Below are 23328 nucleotides of genomic sequence, written 5' to 3' on the forward strand. Positions count from 1 at the left end.
AGGCGATATGGGGGAGCGACACCTAAAGGATCAAGCTTGGTCGACTATAGCGACGCATATTGGTGGTCCCCTGACGGGCTGCGGCTGCATTACCGGGATTATGCCGGGGGGCATGATGGCCGTCCGCCGCTGCTGTGCCTGCCGGGCCTGACCCGCAATGCGCGCGATTTCGAGCCGCTGGCCGCGCGGTTTGCCGGGGACTGGCGGCTGATCTGCCCGGACATGCGGGGGCGCGCGACAAGCGCCCAGGCCAAAGACCCGATGACCTATGTGCCGCTCACTTATTTGCAGGATATCAGCCGGTTACTGGCCGACCTTGCCATCACGCGATTCGTCGCGGTCGGCACGTCGCTCGGCGGACTCATCACCATGCTGGTTGCAGCCACCCACCGCGAATGGCTGGCGGGCGCGCTGCTCAATGATGTCGGCCCGGCGCTGGACGAAGCGGGCCTGGCGCGCATCCGCACCTATGTCGGCGTCAACCAGTCGCACCCCAGCTGGGTTCACGCCGCCCGCGCGCTGGAGGATGCTAATCGCGACGTCTATCCCGCCTATGGCCTGGAACAATGGCTGGCCATGGCCAAGCGCCTCTATCGCCTTAATAGCGCGGGGCGGATCGTGCTGGATTATGACATGCGCATCGCCGAACCGATCCGCGCCATGGGGAGCGAGGCGGGTGTCGATATGTGGCCGGTGATGGCGGCCTTTCGCGATATTCCGACGCTGCTGCTGCGCGGCGAACGATCCGACCTGCTGAGCGCAGAGACGGCGCAGCGTATGGTGGCCGACATCGGCGCAAAGGCGGAACTGGTGACCGTGCCGGGTGTCGGCCATGCCCCCGCGCTGGACGAGCCGGAAAGCATTGTCGCGATCGACCGGTTGCTGGCCCGCGTCCTGCATGGCTGACAGTCAGCCGCACATACTCCACGTCCATGGCAGCTTCACCCTGGGCGGCAAGGAAGCGCGCGCCATCCGGCTGATGAACATCTGGGGCGACAAGGCGCGCCACAGCATCGTCAGCGCCGCGCCGGACGCGCTGAGCGCCCGCGCGGCGATCGATCCGGCGGTGCGCGTCGACTTTCCCTTGTCACCCCCGTTTGCCGGTCGTCCGGGGGTGGGACGCTTTCGCGATATATCTAACTTCTTGAAAAAATATGATTTAATTCTGACTTATAATTGGGGCGCGATGGACGCTGCGATGGCGCACAGACTGTCCAGCTCAGTGTCGGCCATGCCTCCGCTCATCCATCATGAGGATGGTTTCAACGCCGATGAAGCCACCGGTCTCAAGCCCCAGCGCAACCTCTACCGCCGCGTCGCCCTCGGTCGCGCCAGCGCGCTGGTCGTCCCGTCCGTCCGGCTGGAGGGTATCGCCCGGCAGGTCTGGAAACAGCCTGCCGCCAAGGTCCATCTGATCCGCAACGGCATCGACACCGCCCGCTATGCCGACCCGCCAGCGCCCGACGCGATCCCCGGCCTGCGCCGGTCGCCCGGCAAGCTGCTGGTCGGCACGCTGGCGGGACTGCGCCCGGTCAAGAATATCCCCCGGCTGGTCCGCGCGGTCGCCGCGCACAAGGATCGGCTGCAACTGGTGGTGGTGGGGGAGGGGCCGGAACGCGACGCCATCTTGGCGCAAGCCGCGGCCCAAGGTCTCGACGATCTCCACATGGCCGGTTTCATGGACCGGCCCTGGCGCTTCGTCGGCCTGTTCGACATTTTTGCGCTCTCCTCCGACAGCGAACAATTCCCCATCTCGCTGGTGGAGGCGATGGCAGCGGGCGTCCCGGTCGCTTCGATGGATGTGGGCGACGTCATCAATATGGTCGCGCCGGAGAATCGCGCTTTCGTTGTACCGGACGAGGCAGGCCTTGCCGCAGCGCTTGGCACGCTCGCCGCCGACCCTGACCTGCGCGCCCGGTTGGGGGCTGCCAACCGCGATCGCGCCGTCCGCGACTATGCCGAACAGGCGATGGTCGATGCTTATGCCAAGCTGTACGGGGAGGCACTGGCCAGCCCCGACATTTTGCGCTAAGGCGCGCGGAAATTCGTCAATCACTGCAAAGGCTGCTATAGCAGTGGCCTTTGCCCGGTCGGGTCCGGTGTCGCTTTTTCGCGGGAGATGTCGTTGTTCAAGGGGTTGAAGCCTATCGTCTATGGTGGCCGCGAAGTCTGGCCGCTGGTCGAAGGCGGCAAGGGCGTTGCGGTGTCCAACCATGCCAGTTCGGGCGCCTGGGCGGCGGCTGGCGGCATTGGTACGGTGTCGGCGGTCAATGCCGACAGCTATGACAGTTTCGGCAATGTCATCCCCCAAATCTATCATGGTCGCACCCGCCGCGATCGCCATGAGGAACTGGTCGCCTACGCGATTGACGGCGCGGTCGAACAGGTGAAGCGCGCCTATGAGATTGCCGGTGGCAAGGGCGCGATCAACATCAACGTCCTGTGGGAAATGGGCGGAGCGCAGCGCGTGCTTCACGGCGTGCTGGAAAGGACCAAAGGCATGGTCGCGGGCGTCACCTGCGGCGCAGGTATGCCCTACAAGCTGTCCGAAATCGCGGCATCCTATAATGTCAGCTATTTGCCGATCGTGTCGTCGGGCCGCGCCTTCCGTGCGCTGTGGAAGCGCGCCTATTCCAAGGCGGCGGAATGGTTGGCGGCAGTCGTCTATGAAGATCCCTGGCTGGCCGGGGGGCATAACGGCCTGTCAAACGCCGAAGACCCCAAAATGCCGCAAGATCCTTATCCGCGCGTCCGCGATCTGCGCGCAACCATGCGCGAAGGCGGCATTTCAGATGATGTGCCGATCGTCATGGCGGGCGGCGTCTGGGCGCTCAAGGACTGGAACGACTGGATCGACAATCCCGAATTGGGGTCGATCATGTTCCAGTTCGGCACCCGCCCGCTATTGACGCAGGAAAGCCCTATCCCGCAGGCGTGGAAGGCGTTGCTGACTGAGCTGAACCCCGGCGACATTCTGCTCCACCGTTTTTCGCCCACCGGCTTCTACAGCTCGGCGGTGCGCAATCCCTTCCTGCGCAGCCTGGAAGCGCGTTCGGAACGGCAGATCGCGTTCAGCACCGAACAGGCGGGCGATCATACCCACCAGCTCGACGTGGGCGTGAAGGGCAAGCATTTCTGGGTAACGCTGGGTGACCTCAACCGCGCCCGCGAATGGTTCGGGCAGGGCTTCACCTCCGCGCTCAAGACGCCGGACAATACGCTCGTGTTCGTCGGCGACGAAGAGCGGGCAGTGATCCGCAAGGACCAGACCGACTGCATGGGGTGCCTCAGCCAATGCGCCTTCTCCAGCTGGATGGACAGCGAGACCAATTCGACCGGTCGCTTGGCCGATCCGCGCAGCTTCTGCATCCAGAAGGCATTGCAGGAAGCCGTCCATGGCGGCGATTTGGACCAGAATTTGGTGTTTGCCGGTCATGGCGCTTATAAATTCAAGCAGGACCCTTTCTACTCCAACGGCTTTGTCCCGACCGTCAAGCAACTGGTCGACCGCATCCTGACGGGCGACTGATGGCGGACATTCAGGGGCTGGCGGTGCTGCATTATGACACGCCGCATTTTGATGTCGTGCGACCGGGGCAGTTCGTCCTGTGCGCGGTATCGGGCGCGCGTGTCGATCTGGACGATTTGAAATATTGGAGCGCGGAATTTCAGGAAGCGTATCGCGGGCCGCAGGAGGCAACCGATTCTTTCCTGCGGCATCGCGGCCCGGCTTTTCGCTAATCCTGTCGAACGTTTGACCAAAGATGGCGTTCAAGGGTCGCAAAATGCGGCTTATCGCAGGTTTGGGCGGCTCCATCGCAATTTTGCTGTTTCCGCACGGTAAAAACTGATGTAATCTTTCCTTCGAGGCGACGAAGATCGCCCTTGTTGGAAGGATGTTTTTTGATGTCTCGTATCGACGTCTTTGGTGATCGTATCTGCATCGTGTCGAGCCTGCTGATCGTCGGCTGGTTCCTCTACAGCACGATCTTCTGACACCGACGCGCTTTGGCGACGCAGGCCGGGCTGGTGTGACTGGCCCTTTTCGTTTGTCCGGCGCATGGTGATATTCGGCGCATCTCTGATCCCCACCAAAAAGGCAGTTTCATGTTCAGTCACATCATGGTTGGTGCCGACGATATCGATCGCGCCAAAATCTTTTACGATGCGCTATTTCACGCCATGGGTGGCAAACCGTCCTTCACTGACGATCTGGGCCGCCTGATCTACATGCATAATGGCGGCATGTTCCTCGTCACCAAGCCGATTGACGGCCAGTCCGCCAGTTGCGCCAATGGTGGAACGATCGGCTTTGCAATGACCTCCCCTGAACAGGCGGACGCCTGGCACGCCGCGGGTGTCGCGGCAGGCGGCACGACCTGCGAAGACCCGCCGGGCATTCGCGAAGCCAGCTTTGGCAAACTGTATCTGGCCTATTTGCGCGACCCGTCGGGGAACAAGCTCTGCGCGCTACACCGCTACGGTTGACCACGAAGCACCAGCTAAAGCCCGCCTGGCATAACCCCCAAGCAAAGCTATTTCGACATTCCCAACCCAGTCGCTAGATAAAGTTGCAAGCATCATGCTTCGCGGCTTTTGAAGGATCAGCTTGCTCCGCGTCACCAACGGCTAAAGCGCACGGTGCCAAAGCGTCCACGCCCGGTTTCGTGTTCCCTTGATGAAAGGAGAAAACGATGACCCATAAAGCCACCCGTTCCCGCCAGTCCCGTACCGCCGAAACCGCGCCGCGCGTCCCCATCCCCCATAGCAGCTGGTCGCGGATCGACCGATCGCGCGGCGGCAGCGCCCTGATCGCACCCGATGATTTCTGGGCGCGGCTGGGGCTGTGATCCCAGCTCAGTCCAGCCCGATGACCGCAACCGCCTGCACCCCGTCCGCCTCGAAACTGGCGATCGGATAAGCGCAATAATCGGCGGCATAATAGGCGCTGGGCCGGTGATTGCCGGACGCGCCAAGGCCGCCAAAGGGCATGTTGCCCGCTGCGCCCGTGGTCGGCCGGTTGCGGTTGACCACGCCAGCGCGGCCTTCCTCCACCATCCGGTCCCAAAGCGCTGCATCCTGCGAAATCAGCCCGGCGGACAGGCCAAAGGCGGTGGCGTTGGCGACCTGTATCGCCGCATCGAAATCCGGCACCCGGATCACCGACAGCAAGGGCGCGAAAATCTCTGCATCGGGACCATCCACACCGGTCATGTCGATGAGGCCGGGGGTGACGAAAGCGGCACTGCGCCCCTCGATTCCCGCAAATGGCCGGATCACTTGTGCACCGCGCGCGATCAGGTCGCTGACCGCGCGATGCGCGGTAGCGGCGGCCTGATCCGACACCAAAGGTCCCATGAAGGCGTCGCCCGGTTCATTCCATGCCGCGATCGGCAGTCGCGCCGCCAGTGCATCGACGGCTGCCACGATCTGGTCACCTACTATGCCTTCAGGCACGATCAGCCGCCTGGCGCAGGAGCAACGCTGGCCGGTGGTGATGAAGGCGGAATTGATGATGATCGAGGCCGCTTCGTCCGGGCTGTCCCAGGCGATCAGCGGATTATTGCCGCCCAGTTCCAGTGCCATGATGACATGCGGCCGGTCCACCAGCGCGCGTCTCAGGGCAGCGCCCGCACCAGCCGATCCAGTAAAGAGCAGCCCGTCAATATCGCCCGCCACCAGTGCCTCGCCTGTCGCCCGGCCACCCTGCACCACGCTCAGCAACCCGTCCGGCAATCCTGCCGCGGCCCAGGCGTCCGCCATTGCTGCGCCGGTGGCTGGCGCGATTTCCGATGGTTTGAACACCACCGCATTGCCCGCGATCAGGGCGGGGACGATATGGCCGTTGGGCAGATGGCCTGGGAAATTATACGGTCCCAGCACCGCCATCACGCCATGGCCGCGATGGCGCAGCACCGCCCGGCCAAAGGGCATGTCGGCGGATTTTCCCCCGGTGCGTTCGGCATGGGCGGCGACAGAGACCTCGACCTTGGCGATCATCGACCCGATTTCTGCGTCGCTTTCCCAGAGCAGTTTTCCCGTCTCGCGCGAAATCAGTTCGGCCAGAGCCGCGCGTCGCTCACTCAGCACCAGCGCATAGCGCCGCGCGATTGCGATACGGTCCTCCACCGCCAGCGCGCGCCAGCCGGGCAGCGCGGCCCGCGCCGTTGCAATCGCCCGGTTACAGGCATCGGCATCGGCAACTGGTCCTTCCCACACCAGTTCGCGAGAGGCAGGGTCGAAGGATTGCAGCACCATGTTCATGCCCCCGCGCTGGTCATCGCGAAAATGCCGGTCGCATTGCCAGTGTCGAACGCCAGGTCCAGCCTGCCCGTCGCCGGATCAATGTCCCGGCTGATAAATTCGTAGAAGGAGCCGGGCACGTCGCGCAATTCGCCATCGGCGAACAGCCGTTCCACGCTGTCGGCGCGGAAAGCGGTCTGGCGCACCCGGCCTGTCGCTGAAATCTCCAGCCTTTCCTTGATCGGCTGGCCGTCCGCTTTCAGCCGCTCCGCCAGTGCGGCGACATCGGCCACCCGGTCGGTCGCGTGGTTGAAGGCATTACCCTCGGTTGCGATCCAGGCCGCCTCATTGGAGCGGGACAGGAGCGTCTGATAATCGGCAAAGCTTGGCATCTCATGCTGCCGGTCGAACGCCGCGACGATCCCCGGCAGTGCGGTTCCAGCTTCGTTCAGCGTCACCGCTTCACCGGCACCAAAACGTGCCAATACCGTTTGCTCAGCCTCACCCAATGGATCGCGTGATGTGCCGAACACTCGCGCCGCCACTGCGCCAAATTCGTCGTCGAACCGGTCGACATGCAGTTCGGACAGGAAGAATTGCGGGATTGCCTCCGGCCTGTCGGCATGAACATAGGCGCGCCCGGTCATGCGCAGCCGATCGAGCGGATAGATGGCCGCCATTTGATAGCCCAACGGCAGCAATATGCGGGTAAAGGCATCCTCGCCGCTCGGCAACGCGCCGGTAGGCCCGTGCGGCAGGCGTATCGTCCGCAAGGCGCCATGGTCGAACGTCACCCGACCGCCGCGCTCGATCGTATCGGCAACATAGGCCGCGCCGCTTTGCACCCGTTTCAGCAGGTCATCGAACAGCGCGATATTCATCGCCATCGCAAAGGCCGCGCGCGATACCGTGGGGCCACGCTCCGCCAGCAAGGCAGGGTCGATCGCCAGCGCGTTCAGCACCCGCCGCCCCGCCGTTTCGCCCAGCGTCGCCAGCGTCAGCGCAACGACATGGCTATCATTCTCATTCGACATAATTAGCTCCCGGTGACAGGCGCATTATCTCAGCCTATGCAGGATTTTCCAAATGGTGACCTGTCATCTGTTGATGCGAGACGCGAATGAACGACCATCGCAAATGGCTACCTTCCATGACCGCGCTGACCAGTTTCGAGGCGGCGGTGCGCCATGGCGGCTTTTCGCGTGCGGGCGAAGAGATCGGCCTCACCCAGAGCGCGGTCAGTCGCCAGATCGCGCAGCTGGAGGCGTGGCTGCAAACCCCGTTGTTCGACCGGGTGGGACGGCGCGTGCGGCTGAACGAGGCGGGTCGCGCCTATGCCGACGAACTGCTGCCCGCACTGGACCGCATCCGCCGCGCTACCTCCCGCATGGCGACGCGGCGATCGCCCACGGCGCTAAAGATCGCGACCCTGCCCAGTTTCGGGATGCGCTGGCTCGCCCTGCGATTGCCGCATCTGAGCGCCCTGCACCCGCAACTGGTGGTGGATTTCGCCGCCCGGTCGCAGCCTTTCGATTTCGCGCAGGAAGAATTTGACGCGGCCATCCATTTCGGCACGCCGCAGGAATGGCCGGGCGCGACGATGGATTTTCTGTTTCGCGAGGAAGCCGTGCCGGTCTGTGCGCCAGAGTGGCTGGGCGCGCATCCGTTGCGGCAGCCCGCCGATCTGCTGATGGCCCCCTTGCTCAGCCAGAGTTCGCGGCGTGATGCCTGGTCACGCTGGTTCGCGGCGGCAGGGGTGGAGGCCGGGACGCTGCCACCCGGTCCCGCCTTTGAACATTTCCTGATGCTGGCACAGGCGGCTGCGGCGGGGGCAGGGGTGGCGCTGATCCCCAGCTTCCTGATCCGGCCGGAACTGGATGCAGGAACCCTCGTCATCCCGTTCGCCCGGCCATTGTCGAGCGATCAGGCCTATTATCTCGCCCGCCCGCTGGACGCATCCGCGCATCCGGCGCTCAGCCAGTTTCGTGACTGGATAGTGGATCAGGCCAGGGCGGCCTGATCGTCACATCTTCTTGGGAATACAGTCTGCACCAGCCGCCTTGATCCGGCTGCACAGACGGCTGGCGGCGTCGCTGCTGGCGACCGGTCCGGCCTGCAAGCGCGTCACCGCGCCTGCCTTGACCAGATAGGGTTGATAGGCGGACAGGCCGCTGACCTTGCCAGTCAACTGACCCCACAGGCTGCGCGCGCGGCCTTCCTCGCCAAATGCACCCAGTTGGACGCGCCATCCGCCCGATGTGGCGGGGGCAGGGACGGCGCTGGCGGGACGGGGCGCTGGCGCGGTTGGCTTAGGCTTGGCGACCGCGATCTGCGGCGCGGGCTTGGCTACAGCAACCTGCGGCGCAGGTTTAGGCTTGATCGGAACAGGCTTGGGGGCAGGCGGCGCGGTCACCGGTTGGCCGATCGTCGATGGCGGCAACTCGGTCGTCCGCACACTGGACGGCGTGGGGCGAACCGGTGCGGGATTGGCCGACGCCAGCGCGCCGCCCTTTTCCGACTGTTCCAGTGTCGCTGCCAGTGCCAGACCCTGCTTGCGCTGATCTTCGGGAATATATTTGTCCATCTGCTCCAGGCTGGTCGTCGCCTGCGCCAGGCCAGACGTGGACGCGCGGGTCATCAGCGCATAGGCGCGCACCCAGTCCTTGCCGATCAGGTCGCCGTTGAACAACGCGGTGCCGACAATATATTGCGCACGCGGCTCACCCCGCACGGAAGCGCGCTGGAGATAGGGCAAGGCCCCCGCCCGGTCGCCCTGCTGGAACATCAACAGGCCCAGATTATCCTCTGCCCGCAAATGCCCCTGCGTCGCAGCCTTGCGATACCAGTCCATCGCGGCATTGAGGTCCGGCTGAACGCCGCGGCCCAGCTTATAGGCCTGGCCCAGATTGAACTGCGCGTCGGGATCGCCATTTTGCGCCAGCGGCCGCCATTCGCCGATCGCCTTGGCATAATCGCCCTGCTGCCAGGCATCGACCCCTGTCTTTACGTCGGCCAACACTGGTGCCGCGATGCCCATCATGGCGCCGACAGCCACAGCTCCCCAGATACGCTTCATATGCACATGCTCCTGCGCCAATAGATTTGCATCGGCTATGATGAAACAAGGTTAACGTCTGATTAGCATAAGCACATCATGCTTGAAACGCGCTTAACCCTGTTGACACTTCGTCAATCAAACTTCCCCGCTCATTAACCGAATTTTAGGCGCGGTTATGGCAATCCCAGACGGAACTGGATTTTCTGGGGGGATTTGCGTGCGGATTTTGGCTTTGGCATCGCAGAAGGGCGGATCGGGCAAGACCACCTTGTCGGGCCATCTGGCCGTGCAGGCGCAGATTGCCGGGGCCGGTCCTGTCGTGCTGATCGACATAGATCCGCAAGGGTCGCTGGCCGACTGGTGGAACGAGCGGGAGGCGGAATTGCCCGCTTTCGCGCAAACGACCGTCGCGCGGCTCGCCGCCGATCTGGAAATCCTGCGGCAGCAAGGCTTCAAGCTTGCCGTTATCGACACGCCGCCTGCCATCACCATGGCAATCCAAAGCGTCATTTCCGTGGCCGAATTGATCGTCGTGCCGACCCGCCCCAGCCCGCACGACCTGCGCGCCGTGGGCGCGACCGTCGATCTGTGCGAACGCGCGGGCAAGCCGCTGATCTTCGTGGTGAACGGCGCAACGCCCAAGGCACGGATCACGTCGGAAGCCGCCGTCGCCCTGTCGCAACATGGCACGGTCGCGCCGATCACGCTGCACCACCGCACCGATTTTGCCGCCTCGATGATCGACGGTCGCACCGTGATGGAGGTCGATCCCAAGGGACGGTCGGCGGCGGAGGTCGTGGCGCTGTGGTCGTACATCTCCGACCGGCTCGAAAAGAATTTCCGCCGCACGGTCTTTTCCGTGCCCCAGGGCAGCGTCGGCACCGTCGCAACCCGTCCGGTCGGCGGGGGCTTCGGTCGCCGCGTGATCGGCCAGTAAGGGGAACGCATCATGGCTGAACCCAAACCCCTCGCATCGCTCACCTCTGGCCTGCTCGCCCGCAAAGGCGCGGCGCAGCCCGCCATGCGTCGTCCGATGCTTGGCTTTGGCCGTGCTGCGGGCGTTGCCGTGCAGCAGGATGATCTGGGCTGGAACGACATGGGCTTCGACGTGGAGCCTGCGCCATTGCCGGTGGACGAACTGCCCGTCGCGATCGGCCTGACGCCGATGCCGACAACTCTGCCTATCCCGGCACCGGTGCCGCCGGTCGTTATCGAGCGTGAGGAATTGGCCGAACGCATCGCGGGCAAGCCAGCGCCGATCAAGGCAAAGGCCACGGCCAGCCGCAAGGCGGCCTTCACGCTGCGGATCGACGCGGATCGTCATCTCAAACTGCGGCTCGCCTGCGCCATTACCGGCCGTTCGGCACAGCAGATCGTCACCGAATCTCTCGACAATTTTCTCAACGGCCTGCCGGAAATTGACCGGCTGACACAGCAGTTGCCGCACATGCGCGGCAACCAGTGATTGAAGGGTGGGTAGGACTATGAAGCGCAACACATTTGCAAAGGCGGCGATTTCATCGCTGCTCGTCGCCACCACCATGGTTGGCTGTACCGGGGCGGCCTTCCGTCCTTCCGCCTCGGCTGTCCAGCAAAAGGGCAACCCGACCAAGCTTGCCATCGCCGCTGAAAAGGCGCTGGCCGATCGCGACGGCGGCAAGGCGATCGCGGCGGCTGAGGCCGCCGTGCAACTTGCGCCGCAGAACGCTGCCTATCGCCAGATGCTGGGCCGGGCCTATGTGCTGGCCGGGCGCTTTGCATCGGCTGAAGCCGCGCTGACCGACGCCATGACGCTGGGCAATAACGACGCGCGCACCATTGTCAGCCTGGCGCTGGTGCAGGTGGCGCAGGGCCGGGCGGACTCCGCGCGCAGCCTGTTGCTGGCTCATGCCGATACCGTGCCTGCTGGCGATTATGGTCTGGCGATGGCGATGGCCGGTGACGCGCCCGAAGGCGTGCGCATCCTGTCCGAAGCGATCCATGATCCGTCCGCCACCGCACGCACCCGTCAGAATCTCGCCTATGCCTATGCGCTGGCCGGCCGCTGGAAGGATGCGCGGATGATCGTGGGCATGGACCTTGATCCGCTCGCCGCGAACAAGCGTATTTCCGACTGGGCGCAGATTGCCGAACCTTCGGCCGCGCCGCAGCGTGTTGCTGCGCTGATGGGCGTGACGATCGATGCGGCCGATGCTGGCCAGCCGGTCGCTCTGGCGCTTGCGCCAGCTGCCGCCGCGCCGGTCGAAATGGCTGCCGCGCCGTCCGACCCAGCGCCGCTGCCCGCAGCGCAGGCGGAAGTGCCCGTGCAGACCGCCTCCGTCGAACCAGTCGCTGCACCGGTTGCCGAACCCGTGCCGGTAGCGCAGCCCGCGCCGGTCCGCGTCGCTACCCGCGACTTCATTGTTGAGGATCACCGGGCAAAGCCGGTCGTGGCAAAGACCCGTGCCAGGGCGCAGACCGCCGCCGCGTCTGCGCCGGTCGCCCGGATGCAGCAGGTCGCCTTCATCAAGCCGGTCAGCAACGGTGCCAGCAACTGGGTTGTCCAGTTAGGTGCCTATGACACGGCGGCGATCGCCAAGGAAAAATGGATGAGCATGGCGGGCCGCAACAGCACGCTTGCGGCTTTCCCGGTTCTCACCAGCCAGGCGACGGTCAAGGGCAAGCCCTTCCACCGCCTCGCCATCAGCGGTTTTGCCAGTCGCGCCGACGCGATGACCGCCTGCCGCACCATCCAGTCGCAGCGCGGCCAGTGCTTCGTGCGCGAAGGCGCGCCGGGCGCGACGCCGCAGCGTTGGGCGATCGCGACCAAGGGCCGCCAGTACGCTTCGCGCTGAAAATCCTCTCCCATAGCGCGACCTTGAAGCGCGCGAGGCCGTTGGCTTCGCGCGCTTTTTCTTGTCCGGTTGGGCCAGACTGTGGCTTTCGCCAGTGTCATGCGCCTCGTGGGCGGAGCATAGCGGTCGGTATAGCCTGTGGAGAGAAATACCGTGATCAACCGCCAGATAGTCCTTGCCTCGCGCCCCCACGGTGTCCCTGTCCCAGAGAATTTCGCGCTGGTCGATAATCCGGTGCGGGCGCTGGAAGATGGCGAAATCCTGATCCAGAATGAGGTATTCGCCATCGACCCTGCCGTGCGCGGCATGCTGGATGCCAATGATGACAGCTATCTGCCCGCCGTGGCGATTGGCGGTCTTATCCCGACCATGGTGCTGGGCCGTGTCATCCAGTCGCGCAATCCGGCGTTCAAGGAGGGCGATTATGGCCGCGGCTTTGTCGGCTGGGAGGAATATTCGATCCTGAACCCGGCCAATTTCGCGATCGAAAATGTCCATGTCGATCCTAGCGTGCCGTTGACCGCCTATATGGGTGCGCTGGGTTGGTCGGGTATCACCGCTTATGTTGGCCTGAAGCGCATCGGCGAGATGAAGGCGGGCGACACGGTGGTGATGAGCGCGGCGGCTGGCGCGGTCGGCAGCGTGGGATGCCAGATCGCGAAACTGTCGGGCTGTCGATCGGTCGGCATCGTCGGTTCGCCGGACAAGGCGGCATTGGTCACCGGCACTTTCGGCATCGATGCGGCGATCGACTATCGGGCGGAGGCGGATCTGGACGCGGCGATCAAGGCGGCCTGTCCCGACGGGGTCGGCGTCTATTTCGACAATGTCGGCGGCCACATCCTCGACGCGATGCTGCCCAATATGGCGGCGTTCGGACGGATCGTGACCTGCGGCATGATGGCCAATTACAATAATCACAATGATCCCTATCCGATCCGCAACCTGTGGCAGGTGCTGGTCAACCGCATCACGATGCGCGGCTTCCTGGCTTATGAACATCTCGACATGCTGGCGGAGGCAGAGGCGCAACTGGGCGGCTGGATCAGGTCAGGTGCCTTGATCGCGCAGGAAAATGTCACCACGGGTATCGAAAATACACCGAGCGCTTTCATCAACCTGATGTCGGGCAAGACCACGGGCAAGACGGTGGTGCGGCTGAACGAGGATGTGACGACGCTGTAATATCAAGACATCATGCTTGCGTCTCATCGCCATTTCCTGGCGGTGAGGGTTTACGCTGGCGGTAGCACGCCCGCACCCGACGTTCCCAGCAAGGGCAGGGCTATCGCTAATTTACCCTCGTCATGCTGAACTTGTTTCAGCATCCATCGTGCCCCACATGCCTTCGCTTGTGACGAGAAATGGATGCTGAAATGAATTCAGCATGACGTAGAGGGGTTACGAAAGGGCATCTGCAATTCCTCCACCCTCAATGGGGAGGGGCCTGACAGGTCACAGTGTAGACGCCCGCCTCACAATTCAGGCGGCGCCTCGTTCGGGTCGGCCCGCTGGAGATAGTCCACATATTTGTGGAAATACTGGTTGCCGCGCTCGTTGCGGCCGAAGATCACCGAGGGAATCGCGCCGGACTCCAGCCCCTTCTGCACTTGCAATCCAACGCCATAATCCTCGTCATTCACGACGTCGCGCAGCCAGTCCATCATCCCTTCGATGCTGGCCGCATCCGCTTCATCCTTTGGCGGCTGGCGGCGGATGAACATCAGGTTGGTGGTGTTGCTGCCGGGCGTGTCGCCAGGGATGAGTTGCGCGACCTGGGTGATTTCGGGCGCGAAAAAGATGCTGATATTGGGGAAGATGGTGCGGACGAAGTCATAGCCTTCATTCTCATGTTCGCCCCAGTCTGCACGCGGGATCGCGCCCAGCGCTTCCTTGATCCGCACCTGTGGATAGCCCACGCGCATATGCGGGCCGAAGGCGGTGAAATTCATGATGTTGCTGAAACTGCGCGGATGGATGGTGGTCGGGTGCGCGGCGGCGAAATGATAGCCCTCCAGATAGCCGTCATAGGCGATCTTCCAGTTCGGCCCGTAAATCCGTCGCGACCCGCAATAATGCCAGCTGCCCAGATCATAGGCTTCAAGATCATCGAGCATCCCGCCAAGATGCGCGGTGATGTCGAACTCCAGCCCCGGCGTCAGGCATATCCAGATGATCCCGCCCGCTTCGGCGACGGGCAGTGCCGTCAGGCCGCGCTCTTCCTTGCACACGGGACCGAATTTTTGCGGCTCGGCCACGCCGATCAGCTTGCCGTCATTACCATAGGTCCAGGCATGATAGGGACAGGAAAAGCGCTTGGCATTGCCATGGCCTTCGGGTTTCAGGATCATGCCGCGATGGGAGCAGACGTTCAGCATCGCTGCGACCGTGCCGTCGCTCTTGCGGGTGATGAGGACCGGTTTGCCCATCAGGTCCATCGCCTTGTAATCGCCCGGATTGGGCATTTCGGCGGTCAGAGCGGCCAGCAGCGGCATCTTCATGAAGATTTCCGCCTTCTCCCGCGCGCAATAGGCGGGGTCAGTATAGGCGGATGCTGGCACCTCCATGGTGTCCGGGGCGCTGTCAGTCGTGCCGGTCTCGACATATTCCAGCATCTTTTCGGCTTCCTGGCCGATGACGTCATGATAGCCCATGCACAACCCTCTCTATCGTTCGCCGCTATGGCTTTGCCCGCATCATAGCGCGCGCGTGACCAAGCCGGAACTCGATAAGGTCATAGGTAGCGCGCGCCTGTGCAACGGGGACTCTGACTAGCGCTAGTTGCACCGCGCCGCACAGGCGTCACTCTGCGGTGCAAACTATCGGATGAGGATTTCTGGCGCATGATGATCGACCTTAAGGGCAAGGTGGCGGTAGTGACGGGGGCTGCGTCGGCGAACGGGCTGGGCTTTGCCGCCGCGCTCAAAATGGCGGGGCAGGGGGCCAGCCTGTTCCTGACCGACCTGGATGGCACCGCCGTCGCCGCCCGCGCCGAAGAATTGCGCGCGCAGGGGGTTCCGGCCCAATCGATGGCGCAGGATGTCACTGACGAAGCGGGCTGGACGGCGCTGATCGACGCGGTGATCGCGGCGTTCGGCAAGATCGACATTCTCGTCAACAATGCGGGCATCGCCGTACTGCGCGCGATGAGCGAGATGACCTCCGCCGACTGGCACAAACAGATTTCGGTCAATCTGGATAGCGTCTATCTGGGCACCAAGGTGGCGGTCGATCAGATGCGGGCGCAGGGTCATGGCGGGTCGATCGTCAACCTGTCTTCGGTCGCGGGACTGGTCGGGGTGCAAGGCACGGCTGCCTATGCCGCCAGCAAGGGCGGGGTGCGGATGTTTTCCAAATCGGTGGCGCTGGAAACCGCGCGCGACAATATCCGCGTCAACACCGTCCATCCCGGCATGATCTGGACCGATATGCAGAAGGTCGCGATTGCCGATAACAAGGACGTGTTCGACCAGATCGTCGCGGCCATACCGATGGGCCGGATGGGCGAGCCGTCCGACATCGGGTCGATGGTCGCCTTTCTGGCATCGGACGATGCGCGCTACATCACCGGCTGCGAATTTGTCGTCGACGGGGGGATGGTCGCGCAATGACCACGACGTTATGTTTGAACGAACGACCAAGGTTTCAACGTGCGGCTAGACCCGGACAGCAGAGCAGGCGGAATGGCAGGAGAGAGATTAATGGCTGAAAGCGACCCCCGGATCAAAGGCGCGCCCTTGCCGCGCTGCCCCGGCACCAGCGTCCGCGACCTGATGCTGGCGGACACAAACCCTGTGCCGGAATTTCTCTATACCGATGAATATGAGAATCTGGGGTCGGAGCCGATCCCGGCCAGCCGCTACACCAGCCCGGAATTTTTCGAGGCGGAAAATCGCAAAATGTGGCCGCGCACCTGGCAATTTGCTGCGCGGGACGAGGAATTGCCGGAGGCGGGCGACCATGTCGTCTATGAAAATGTCGGCAAATCCTTCCTGTTGATCCGGCAGGAGGATGGGTCGATTCGCGCCTTTGCCAATGTCTGTCTGCATCGCGGGCGCAAGCTCAAGACGCAGGACGGTTGGTCAGCCGAACTGCAATGCCCCTTCCATGGCTTTACCTGGAATAATGACGGGTCGGTCAAGAAAATTCCCTGCCGCTGGGACTTCGCGCACCTCAAAGAAGAGGAGATGGCGCTGCCGGAAATCAGCGTGGGGCGCTGGGGCGGCTATATCTTCATCCGCGAAGCCGCTGACGGCCCGACGCTGGAGGAATTTCTGGCTCCCATGCCGGAGCATTTCCAGCGCTGGCGACATGAGGAATGCGCGACCGCCATGTGGGTGGGCAAGGTGGTTCCGGCCAACTGGAAGGTGGTGATGGAGGCTTTCATGGAAAGCTGGCACACCGTCGTCACCCATCCGCAATTGCTGCCTTTCACGGGCGACGCCAATTCGATGTACAATATCTATGGCGACTATGTGAACCTGACGGTCACGCCGTTCGGCACCATGTCTCCCCATGTCGATCCGGCGGGCAAGGCGGAGCAGTGGATCGTCGACGAATTCGTCAAATATAATGGCCGATCGTCCGATAATTATGAGGATAAGGAAGCAGCGGCAGGCGGCTACAACGTCCAGGTGCCCGAAGGCGTGACCGCTCGTGCGGCGTTGGGCGCGTCGCTGCGCGATACGACCAGCGCGATGTTCGGTCATGACGTCAGTTTCGCGTCGGACGCGGAAATGATGGACGCGCTGCTCTATAATGTCTTCCCCAATTTCAGCCCCTGGGCCGGGTTCCAGCCCAACATCGTCTATCGCTGGCGCCCCTGGCACGATGTCGACCATTGCCTGATGGAAGTGCGCGTCCTTACCCGCGTCCCGCCGGGGCAGGCGCACCCCAAGGCACCGCCAATGAAGTTTCTGTCGGTCGACCAGAAATGGACCGAAGCGCCGGAGCTGGGGATATTGGGCGATGTGTTCGAACAGGATATGGAAAACCTGCCCTATGTTCAGACGGGCCTTAAAGCCTCGCTCAACGGCAAGGTGCAACTGGCCAATTATCAGGAAATCCAGATCCGCCAGTTCCAGAACACGATCATGAAATATCTGAACGACGAACTCTGATCGGGGGTTGAATAAAAGGGAGGGCGTCGGAGCGTTGGCTCCGGCGCCTTTTTTTGGCGGTTTTCGGATCGTAGAAGATTTCAAAATCCTCCCCTGCAAGGGGAGGGGGACCGCCAGCTTGCTGGTGGTGGAGGGGTGTGACCCTATCGATAGGGCGACACCCCTCCGTCTGACCTTCGGCCAGCCACCCCCTACAAGGGGAGGATGGGCGTTGTTCAACAGACAGTATCGTATTTGCAAAGGACACAAGAAAAGGCCGGGGATCATCTCCCCGGCCTCTACTTTTGCGCCTCGCGGCTATTTCAGAACTTCACCCCCAGCGTCGCGCCATAGGTGCGGGGTTCGCGCGCGGTGCCGAAGGACCAGAGGCCACCGACGGTGAAGCCATGAGTCGGCCCGCGATCATTGGCCAGGTTCCGGCCAAAGACCGTCAGCCGTGCTTCCGTGCCGCCCAGTTCGAACTTGGTGGTCAGGCTGGCGTCGACCAGACCCTGCTTGTCGGTCCGTACCCGCGGGTCATTGCCGGTGACGGTGATCGGTCCGGTGCTGAGATTGCCCGACAGGCCGCCGATAGAGATTTGCTGATCATAGCGACCGATATAGCGATAGCTCAGGTTCGCGATCACCTCGCCAAAGCTGGTCGGGACGCTATAGTCGGCCCCCAGTGAGGCGGTCATGTTCGGGTTGTAGATCAGGTCATTGCCCGAATAATCATAGGGAACGACCGCACCGGTCACCGGCGAGATACCGCCGACGATGAAGCCCTTGAACTTGGAGTCGAGCAGACCGAGCGAACCGGTGATCGTGAGTTGCGACGTTGGCCGTGCGGTGAAATCGAATTCCAGCCCCTTGATCTTGGCCGACCCGACGTTCGACGTGATCGTCTCGTTACCGGTGGCGCAGGTCGGGCAGTTGAGCGTGTTGTTCTGATGCAGATCCTTGTAGCTGGAATAGAAGGCCGCGACGTTGAACTGCACCTTGCGGTCAAACAGGTCGAACTTGCCGCCGACTTCAAAGCTGTCGACCACTTCGGGCTGATAGGCGACACCGGCGCTGGCGGCGGTGCCGGCGCGCGGCGAGAAGCCGCCCGACCGGTAGCCCTGCGACCAACTGCCATAGAACATGACGTCGTCATTGGGGCGGAAATCGACGCCGACCTTGGGCGTGAATTTCTTGAACGTGTCGGCACCGCGACCGATCTCAACTCCGCCAAAGCTGTTGTCGAGCGCCTTCTTGTCGCGGGTGAAGCGACCGCCAAAGGACAGGCGCCACTGGTCGGCAAAGGCCCAGTTGAAGTCGCCGAACACGGCGATCGACTTGGTTTTGCCGTTCACCGACTGCGGGTTGGTGTCGAAGATCAGCGGATCGACCGTCGGCGCGAAGCCGAACACGCGGCTATGCTGGGTCAGATGATATTTGGAGCTGAAATAATAGAGACCCACGACATAATCGAAACTGTCGCTGAACTTGCCGGCCGCGCGCAATTCCTGGCTCCACTGTTCGTAGCGCTGTTGGCGACGGACATAATAGAGGTCGGTGGATGATCCGTCGAAATCCTGCGTCTGGTTTTCGCGCGACTTGCGCCAGCCTGTAACCGAGGTCAGCTTCACGCCGCCCAGGTCGTAGTTCATCTCCAGCGTCGCGGCGGGTGCGGAATAGTTGGAGACGTTGGGCAGGCCGAACACGGTGTAGAGGTCGGTCGTATTATTGCGGTTGCACTCATTGGCCGGAATGAATCCGCAGAAGAGCTCGCTGCTGTTGGTCAGGTTGGAGACGACCGGATCGAATTTCTGAATCTGCTTTTCCAGCGTGAACAGCGCATCGAAATCGCTGCCTTGTGGGGCGATCAGGACCGATCCGCCGAAATTCTCGTTATTGGCAAAGCCGCGCCGGTCGCCGGTCTGCGACTGGCGATACCAGCCATCGGTTTCATTGTGGAAATGGAAGAATTTGGCACCCACGCTGCCGTCGCCCGACAGTGGCACGTTGACGACCGCGCGGGTCGCGAGCGTGTTGAACTTGCCGTAGGAGACTTCCACCTTGCCGCCGATTTCACCGGTCGGGCGGGTGCGGCGGATGTTGATGACACCGCCGATCGTGTTCCGCCCGAACAAGGTGCCCTGCGGCCCGCGCAGCACTTCGATCTGCTCAATGTCGAAAAAGTCGAAAAATTGCCCGGTGCTGGTGCCGATGAATACGCCATCGACGACGACGCCCACGGTGGGTTCCTGGGACTTTTCGACGTCGGCATAGGTCAGCCCGCGAATGGCGAGGTTGGCGGCTGCCGCGCCACTATTCTGGTTGGTGATCAGCAGGTTGGGAACGCCGCCGGTCAGATCGCCGATATTCACCGCCGCCTTGTTTTCCAGCATCGCCGCATTGACCGCCGTGATCGCGACGGGCGTGTCCTGGAGGCTTTCCTCGCGGCGGCGTGCGGTGACGATGATCGCGTTGGGATCGGCGGCACCGGCATCCGCCTGCGGTGCCTGTTCCTGCGCCATGGCAGGCGCGGCCCACAGCATCGCTCCACCCAGAGCCAGCATGACCGGTCGCATGATTAGATTCTGTCGCATATACTCTCCCTGATATTCGGACGCTTATGTTGCGCTTGCTGAAAGCAACGCCGGATGCGCCTTCGTTCCGATTGTGACGAATGCGCCAATATCGTCTTTTTGCTAACTGCGATTTTCGAGAGGTCGGCCTGCACCTGAAACAAAGCACAGGGGACAAAAACCGCCGGGCATCGCATGGCAGCCATCATAGCGGTGCGAGAGGGAACAAAGCCGTGAGCGTTGACCGACAGGATAAATTCGGTGGCACCGGCGCGGTGCGCGCAGGGCATGGCTTTGACAGCGCGGCGCTCGACCGCTGGATGCAGGCCCATGTGGCGGGTTATGCCGGGCCGCTGACCGTCGAACAGTTTAACGGTGGCCAGTCCAACCCGACCTATCGGCTGGTCACGCCGACCCGCGCCTATGTGCTGCGGCGCAAGCCACCGGGGCAATTGCTGCCGGGCGCTCATGCCGTGGAGCGCGAATATCGGGTGCTGGCGGCGCTGGGACAGGCGGACTTTCCCGTCGCCCCGGTCCATGGTCTGTGCGAGGATGCCGCCGTCATCGGCACGCCCTTCTATGTCATGGACATGGTCGAAGGGCGCATCTTCTGGGACTCCACCCTGCCGTCGCTGACAGCATCCGAACGTCCGGCCTATTTCGACGCGATGAACAGTGCCATCGCGCAATTGCATGGCATCGACTTTCAGGCGATCGGCCTTGGCGACTATGGCAAGCCGGGCAATTATTTCGCGCGGCAGATCGCCCGCTGGTCGCGCCAATATCGCGAGGATGAGGCGGCGGGGCGGCTGCCGGACATGGACTGGTTGGCCGACTGGCTGCCGGGCCAGATACCGGAAGGCGACGAAACCAGCATCGTTCATGGCGATTTTCGCGCCGACAATATGATCTGGCACCCGGTCGAACCGCGCATATTGGCAGTGCTGGACTGGGAATTGTCGACGCTGGGCCATCCGCTTGCCGATTTTACCTATCATCTGATGATGTATCATCTGCCGCCGCACATCATCGGCGGCTTCAAGGGCGCGGACCTTGGCGCGCTCAATATCCCGTCACAGGCGGATTATGTCGCGGCCTATTGCGCCCGCACGGGGCGCGACGGCATCGCCAACCTGTCCTTCTACCTCGCCTTCAACATGTTCCGCTTCGCCGCGATCATCCACGGCATCAAGGGGCGGCTGGCGCGTGGCACGGCATCATCGCCCGAAGCGCAGTCATTGGTCGAAACCCTGCCTGAACTGGCGGCCATCGCCCGCGCGACGGCGCAATCTGAAAATTGAGAGGAAATTCCATGTTCAGCACCGATCGCGCGCAGGCCATCGCCGACAGGGTCGAAGCTTTTGTCCGCACGGTCGTCGTCCCCTATGAGGGCGACCCGCGCTGCGGCTTTCATGGTCCGAGCGACGATCTGGTGATGGAATTGCGGGAAAAGGCGCGCGCGGCTGGCGTTTTGACCCCCCATGTCCTGCCCGACGGATCGCACCTGACCCAGCGCGAGACGGCGACCGTCCTTATCCAGTCCGGCCTCTCGCCGCTTGGTCCGCTGGCCTGCAACACCATGGCCCCGGACGAGGGCAATATGTATCTGCTGGGCAAGGTCGGCACGGCGCAGCAGAAGGCGCATTTCCTCAAGCCCCTGCTGGAAGGCCGCGGTCGTTCCGCTTTCTTCATGACCGAACCGGCGGCCGATGGCGGCGCGGGGTCCGACCCGGCAATGATGCAGACGACCTGCCATCAAGACGGCAATCACTGGGTCATCAATGGCCGCAAGGCGTTCATCACCGGGGCGCAGGGGGCGATGGTCGGGATCGTCATGGCCAAATCGACCGACGGCGCCTGTATGTTCCTGGTCGATCTGCCTGATCCCGCCATCCGTATCGATCGCGTGCTGGACACGATCGACAGTTCCATGCCCGGCGGCCACGCCGTCGTCACCATCGACAATCTGCGTGTGCCTGCCGACCAGATGCTGGGACAAAGCGGTGAGGGCTTCAAATATGCCCAGGTCCGCCTCAGCCCGGCGCGCCTGTCCCATTGTATGCGATGGCTGGGCGCCTGTATCCGCGCGCAGGAGATTGCATCCGCCTATGCCTGCCGCCGCATGGCCTTTGGCAAGCCGCTGGTTGACCATGAAGGCGTGGGCTTCATGCTGGCGGAAAATCTCATCGACCTCCAGCAATGCGAACTGATGATCGACTGGTGCGCCGGGGTGCTGGATACAGGCGCGCTTGGCACGGTCGAAAGCTCGATGGCCAAGGTGGCGGTGTCCGAAGCGCTGATGCGGGTGGCGGACAAATGCGTCCAGGTGATGGGCGGTACTGGCGTGACCGGCGACACCATCGTCGAGCAGGTGTTCCGCGAAATCCGTGCCTTCCGCATCTATGACGGCCCGACCGAAGTCCATAAATGGAGCCTGGCCAAGAAGATCAAGCGCGACCACCGCCAACATTGATCGCCGCCGCGACAACAACGCCGACAGACAAGAGGAAGGCAGGATGGACATGCGGCAATGGATTTTGGCGGATCGCCCGGTCGGACGCGCGCTGGTGGACGGCGATTTCGCGCTGGTCGATGCGCCGATGCCGGTGCCGCAGGAAGGGCAGATGCTGCTTGCCGTCCGCTGGCTGGGATTTGAACCGGCGCAAAAGGGCTGGATGGAAAATTTCGGCGGCTATGTCGCGCCGATCGAGCTGGGCGACGTCATGCGCGGCATGGGCGTGGCGGAAGTGGTCGAAAGCCGGGGCGGGCGCTGGCCGGTCGGCACGATGGTCGCCGGGATGACCGGCTGGACCGAATATCTGGTGAGCGATGGGGAAGGATTCGACATCTGCCATCCCGACCTGCCACCCCATGCAATGCTGGGCGTGCTGGGCATCCCTGGCCTGACCGCATGGCATGGATTTTACGAGATCGGCTGCCCGGTCGCGGGCGATGTCGTGGTCGTGTCCGGCGCGGCAGGTGCGACCGGATCGGTCGCCGGGCAACTCGCCAAGGTCGCGGGCTGCCATGTCATCGGCATAGCGGGCGGACCGGACAAATGCGCCTGGCTGGTGCAGGAAGCCGGGTTTGACGCGGCGATCGACTATCGTGAAGGCAAGGTCGCAGAGCAACTCAAGGCTCTGGCCCCCAAGGGTTGCGACATCGTTTATGACAATGTCGGCGGCGCGGTGCTGGATGCGATGCTTGCCCGCCTCGCCATTGGCGCGCGGGTGGTGCTGTGCGGCGGGATCAGCCGCTACGAGCAGGGTGGGCAGATTGCCGGGCCGGGCAACTATTTCAATCTGGTGCTGCGACGCGCGCGGATGGAGGGGTTCATCATCCTCGACCAGCAGGCCCATTGGCCCGCGATGCGCGACCGGCTTGCCGCGCTGGTGCTGGCCGACAGGTTGCGCTGGCAGGTGGATGAGCAGCAGGGGTTTGAGGCAGCGCCTGCCGCGCTCGCCCGCCTGTTCACCGGTGCCAATAGGGGCAAGCAGATCGTCAGGCTCTGAACGAGAAGG

General features: G+C 63.0%; 21 protein-coding genes. 16 read left to right on the forward strand and 5 right to left on the reverse strand.

Annotation, left to right across the window (positions count from 1 at the left end; all coding sequences use genetic code 11):
• Nucleotides 1-36 precede the first annotated feature (36 nt).
• The 6 genes from ACODSR_RS01335 (at nt 37) to ACODSR_RS01360 (ending at nt 4850) form a co-directional block, all read left to right on the forward strand.
• Nucleotides 37-906 carry an alpha/beta fold hydrolase gene (locus ACODSR_RS01335; protein WP_489072983.1) on the forward strand — a complete coding sequence of 290 codons (870 nt, stop codon included), beginning with the start codon at nt 37-39 and terminating at the stop codon, nt 904-906.
• Nucleotides 899-2032: a glycosyltransferase gene (locus ACODSR_RS01340; RefSeq protein WP_489072985.1), complete on the forward strand. Its 1134-nt coding sequence runs from the start codon at nt 899-901 to the stop codon at nt 2030-2032. Before ACODSR_RS01335 ends, ACODSR_RS01340 begins: the two co-directional genes overlap by 8 nt.
• Nucleotides 2033-2125: 93 nt before the next feature.
• Nucleotides 2126-3529: an NAD(P)H-dependent flavin oxidoreductase gene (locus tag ACODSR_RS01345; RefSeq protein WP_489072987.1), complete on the forward strand. Its 1404-nt coding sequence runs from the start codon at nt 2126-2128 to the stop codon at nt 3527-3529.
• Nucleotides 3529-3741: a DUF2093 domain-containing protein gene (locus tag ACODSR_RS01350; RefSeq protein WP_489072989.1), complete on the forward strand. Its 213-nt coding sequence runs from the start codon at nt 3529-3531 to the stop codon at nt 3739-3741. The genes ACODSR_RS01345 and ACODSR_RS01350 overlap by 1 nt, the downstream gene beginning before the upstream one ends.
• Before the next feature lie 366 nt (nt 3742-4107).
• Nucleotides 4108-4488 (forward strand): VOC family protein, encoded by a 381-nt coding sequence (locus ACODSR_RS01355; RefSeq protein WP_489072991.1) that lies wholly within the window; start codon nt 4108-4110, stop codon nt 4486-4488.
• Nucleotides 4489-4694: 206 nt separating this feature from the next.
• Entirely contained in the window at nt 4695-4850 is a 156-nt protein-coding gene (locus ACODSR_RS01360) for a hypothetical protein (protein ID WP_489072993.1), read from the forward strand.
• Between the two features lie 7 nt (nt 4851-4857).
• Here the strand turns inward: ACODSR_RS01360 and astD are convergent, their stop codons facing one another.
• Together astD and ACODSR_RS01370 are read right to left on the reverse strand one after the other, a co-directional pair.
• Nucleotides 4858-6258: a succinylglutamate-semialdehyde dehydrogenase gene (gene astD / locus ACODSR_RS01365; protein WP_489072995.1), complete on the reverse strand. Its 1401-nt coding sequence runs from the start codon at nt 6256-6258 to the stop codon at nt 4858-4860.
• 2 nt (nt 6259-6260) lie between these two features.
• Nucleotides 6261-7277, reverse strand: a complete 1017-nt coding sequence (locus ACODSR_RS01370; protein ID WP_489072997.1) for a 2-oxoadipate dioxygenase/decarboxylase family protein — start codon at nt 7275-7277, stop codon at nt 6261-6263.
• Between the two features lie 86 nt (nt 7278-7363).
• On the opposite strand from ACODSR_RS01370, the gene ACODSR_RS01375 reads away from it, so the two are divergent.
• A complete protein-coding gene (locus ACODSR_RS01375) occupies nt 7364-8263 on the forward strand; it encodes a LysR substrate-binding domain-containing protein (RefSeq protein ID WP_489072999.1) in 900 nt (299 codons plus the stop codon).
• A 3-nt stretch (nt 8264-8266) separates the two neighbouring features.
• Here the strand turns inward: ACODSR_RS01375 and ACODSR_RS01380 are convergent, their stop codons facing one another.
• Nucleotides 8267-9319 (reverse strand): SPOR domain-containing protein, encoded by a 1053-nt coding sequence (locus ACODSR_RS01380; protein WP_489073001.1) that lies wholly within the window; start codon nt 9317-9319, stop codon nt 8267-8269.
• Nucleotides 9320-9518: 199 nt separating this feature from the next.
• On the opposite strand from ACODSR_RS01380, the gene ACODSR_RS01385 reads away from it, so the two are divergent.
• The 4 genes from ACODSR_RS01385 (at nt 9519) to ACODSR_RS01400 (ending at nt 13320) form a co-directional block, all read left to right on the forward strand.
• Complete coding sequence (locus ACODSR_RS01385) at nt 9519-10238, forward strand: ParA family protein (RefSeq protein ID WP_006949984.1); 720 nt, start codon at nt 9519-9521, stop codon at nt 10236-10238.
• Between the two features lie 12 nt (nt 10239-10250).
• The gene (locus ACODSR_RS01390) at nt 10251-10766 is read left to right on the forward strand and encodes a hypothetical protein (RefSeq protein WP_489073003.1); all 516 of its coding nucleotides are present in this window, start codon (nt 10251-10253) and stop codon (nt 10764-10766) included.
• Nucleotides 10767-10785: 19 nt separating this feature from the next.
• Nucleotides 10786-12135, forward strand: coding sequence for an SPOR domain-containing protein (locus ACODSR_RS01395; RefSeq protein ID WP_489073005.1), 1350 nt, complete (start codon nt 10786-10788; stop codon nt 12133-12135).
• A 153-nt stretch (nt 12136-12288) separates the two neighbouring features.
• Nucleotides 12289-13320 (forward strand): NADP-dependent oxidoreductase, encoded by a 1032-nt coding sequence (locus ACODSR_RS01400; RefSeq protein ID WP_489073007.1) that lies wholly within the window; start codon nt 12289-12291, stop codon nt 13318-13320.
• 290 nt (nt 13321-13610) lie between these two features.
• Here the strand turns inward: ACODSR_RS01400 and ACODSR_RS01405 are convergent, their stop codons facing one another.
• On the reverse strand, nt 13611-14789 hold the full coding sequence (locus tag ACODSR_RS01405; protein WP_489073009.1) for an aromatic ring-hydroxylating oxygenase subunit alpha: 1179 nt from the start codon (nt 14787-14789) through the stop codon (nt 13611-13613).
• Nucleotides 14790-14978: 189 nt separating this feature from the next.
• Between ACODSR_RS01405 and ACODSR_RS01410 the strand changes: the two genes are divergently transcribed.
• On the forward strand, nt 14979-15746 hold the full coding sequence (locus tag ACODSR_RS01410; protein ID WP_489073011.1) for an SDR family NAD(P)-dependent oxidoreductase: 768 nt from the start codon (nt 14979-14981) through the stop codon (nt 15744-15746).
• Between the two features lie 90 nt (nt 15747-15836).
• Entirely contained in the window at nt 15837-17255 is a 1419-nt protein-coding gene (locus tag ACODSR_RS01415) for an aromatic ring-hydroxylating oxygenase subunit alpha (protein ID WP_489073013.1), read from the forward strand.
• Nucleotides 17256-17557: 302 nt separating this feature from the next.
• Here ACODSR_RS01415 and ACODSR_RS01420 read toward each other — a convergent pair whose 3' ends face one another.
• Complete coding sequence (locus ACODSR_RS01420; protein ID WP_489073015.1) at nt 17558-19828, reverse strand: TonB-dependent receptor; 2271 nt, start codon at nt 19826-19828, stop codon at nt 17558-17560.
• Nucleotides 19829-20040: 212 nt separating this feature from the next.
• On the opposite strand from ACODSR_RS01420, the gene ACODSR_RS01425 reads away from it, so the two are divergent.
• Genes ACODSR_RS01425 through ACODSR_RS01435 form a run of 3 tightly spaced genes read left to right on the forward strand, consistent with a single transcriptional unit; the run spans nt 20041 to nt 23319 of the window.
• Nucleotides 20041-21108, forward strand: a complete 1068-nt coding sequence (locus ACODSR_RS01425; RefSeq protein WP_489073017.1) for a phosphotransferase — start codon at nt 20041-20043, stop codon at nt 21106-21108.
• An 11-nt stretch (nt 21109-21119) separates the two neighbouring features.
• Entirely contained in the window at nt 21120-22280 is a 1161-nt protein-coding gene (locus ACODSR_RS01430; protein ID WP_489073019.1) for an acyl-CoA dehydrogenase family protein, read from the forward strand.
• A gap of 43 nt (nt 22281-22323) precedes the next feature.
• A complete protein-coding gene (locus ACODSR_RS01435; RefSeq protein WP_489073021.1) occupies nt 22324-23319 on the forward strand; it encodes an NADP-dependent oxidoreductase in 996 nt (331 codons plus the stop codon).
• The last annotated feature ends 9 nt before the right edge of the window (nt 23320-23328 follow it).

The sequence above is a fragment of the Sphingobium sp. FG125 genome, from assembly GCF_057809795.1.